The sequence below is a fragment of the Microcoleus sp. OTE_8_concoct_300 genome, assembly GCF_031383065.1.
GTDB lineage: Bacteria > Cyanobacteriota > Cyanobacteriia > Cyanobacteriales > Microcoleaceae > Microcoleus.
In genome coordinates, this window is record NZ_JANMZH010000359.1 from 1 (window position 1) to 1,733 (window position 1,733).

At 44.4% G+C, this 1,733-nt stretch carries 4 protein-coding genes; 3 read left to right on the forward strand and 1 reads right to left on the reverse strand.

Going from position 1 to position 1,733, the window contains the following annotated elements; translation table 11 throughout:
- Positions 1–367: 367 nt before the first annotated feature.
- Positions 368–577, reverse strand: a complete 210-nt coding sequence (locus tag ACUVJL_RS16155; RefSeq protein ID WP_445246779.1) for a hypothetical protein — start codon at positions 575–577, stop codon at positions 368–370.
- 364 nt (positions 578–941) lie between these two features.
- Here ACUVJL_RS16155 and ACUVJL_RS16160 point away from each other — a divergent pair, with 364 nt between their 5' ends.
- The 3 genes from ACUVJL_RS16160 to ACUVJL_RS16170 form a co-directional block, all read left to right on the forward strand.
- Positions 942–1,277 carry a hypothetical protein gene (locus ACUVJL_RS16160; protein ID WP_445246780.1) on the forward strand — a complete coding sequence of 112 codons (336 nt, stop codon included), beginning with the start codon at positions 942–944 and terminating at the stop codon, positions 1,275–1,277.
- Positions 1,265–1,555: a type II toxin-antitoxin system RelE/ParE family toxin gene (locus ACUVJL_RS16165; protein ID WP_445246781.1), complete on the forward strand. Its 291-nt coding sequence runs from the start codon at positions 1,265–1,267 to the stop codon at positions 1,553–1,555. The genes ACUVJL_RS16160 and ACUVJL_RS16165 overlap by 13 nt, the downstream gene beginning before the upstream one ends.
- Before the next feature lie 22 nt (positions 1,556–1,577).
- Positions 1,578–1,733, forward strand: a 156-nt coding sequence (locus ACUVJL_RS16170; RefSeq protein ID WP_445246782.1) for a DUF4864 domain-containing protein, incomplete at its 3' end; no start/stop codon positions are given.

Here is a 1,733-nt window from a genome sequence, read left to right on the forward strand (position 1 = left end):
CTGGACGAAAGACCTTTGGTGGTGTAAATATTCGTTTAGAACCGGATGTTGCAGAGATGTTTCCCGATTCTGAAGCAGTAAATGAAGCTCTGCGGTTTTTGATGAGAATTACTAAAGAAAACGTGGTGTCCGAGAAATAAGCCCCTGGATCTATCCGTGGGGTTGCTTTCTTTAATTATCCTATCTAAAATCGGTCGAAAACTTTATACAGGACTTATGCACCACAACACTTCTGATATCAAGGTTTGGTAACTTGATTTGTTGCCAAGCTATTGATTTGATATTTTTAACCGCTGATGCACGCAGATAGACGCAGATGGATAGTGGATTGGGTAAGGGGCGATGGGGCGCGAGCGTATTTGTTAATTTAAAGTCGATTTTGCCAGGTGTTCAAAGCTTGAGCAACTAGCCCATCTAAATCTTCACAAATATAATCTTTTGCTGTGATTATTCTTACCTTCGGCTCATTTTCATATTCGCGTATTTTAAAATAACTTGTATCTTTGGTGTGTTTGTATAACCCTTCTGGTACGTGACTCAACTGCCAGTACATCTCCCAATCAGTATGAACTTGCATCCTGGCAATAGCTTGTTTCTTACGGTTAGGAATAGGCAACCAGAGAAACAAAAAAATTTCTTTCGATAACCAATTTTACCACTAATGTCTGCAGCCCGCTCAGGAGTGGTGAAAAAAACCCTCAAATCCTTAAAAAATGGTTGCGGGCGATCGCTCGATCTGCTTGTTTTCAACAGCGAACGACAGTAAATCTTGTTATTACCGATCGCCAACCGGTAAGATTAGGTAAAGCCGATCGATCGCACGCCTGTCGCGGGCTGGCACTGCGTACCTTACCCCAAGCAATAGCGGAGCAGACCATATTTGGCCTTAGTCCTATATTTGACACTGCGCTAAAATTAAATCAGTCACTCTGTATTGTCTAATGGCTCAATCTATAAAGCAACTCCACGCCCAAATTCAAGCCATGCCCAGCGATTCGGTTAAGGCGATCGTGCTTTCATGGCTGAATCAGTCCAACGGTAATCTCAGCGACTTTGAACGCCTAATCGCAGAAATTGCCGAGGAAACGGAGGGATATCAGTGGGGAGAAATTGACACAGCAAATGAGTTTCAACCCCTCAGCGAAGAAGAAACGATCGCAAGGAGTCTCTCCGCCTTGCAAGATTTCCAGACAAACAAGACGGGCATTGAACACGATCGGGTTAAGCAATGGGCAGATAGTCTAGGGATTGATCGCGAATTGCCATGCCCTCAGTAGTTTGGACGCGCCCAGCCCTAACAGCACTCGAGCGACATCGCCAATTCCTTGCTGAAACTGACCCCAATCTTGCTGTTAAAGCAATTCAAAAGATTGTAGAGGTGGGAGAAAGTTTGCAGACATATCCGCAAAGAGGTGCGCTTGTTGAACAAACCCCTGGTCTGCGGAAACTAATTGTGACCTTTGGGAAAGTTGGTTTTGTTCTGCATGACGCTATCTTAAATGATGAAGTCCTGATTTTACAGATTTATCACGGACGACAACAACGTCCCACCTAAATTGCCTCTTCCGCTCAAAATTATGCAAATTACTGATAGCGATCGCGCTACCATTCGCTCAGTCGTAGAAAAGCAACTGCAAGCATTTCAAAAAGACGATGCTGCTGGGGCTTTTGCCTTCGCCAGTCCCGGAATTCAGCAGCAGTTTCGCACAGCAGAAAACTTTATGCACATGGTA

Coding starts and splice junctions, on each gene's coding strand:
- ACUVJL_RS16165 (WP_445246781.1), top strand. CDS start 1,265: ATGCCCTCAGTAGTTTGGACGCGCCCAGCCCTAACAGCACTCGAGCGA.
- ACUVJL_RS16155 (WP_445246779.1), bottom strand. CDS start 577: ATGCAAGTTCATACTGATTGGGAGATGTACTGGCAGTTGAGTCACGTA.
- ACUVJL_RS16160 (WP_445246780.1), top strand. CDS start 942: ATGGCTCAATCTATAAAGCAACTCCACGCCCAAATTCAAGCCATGCCC.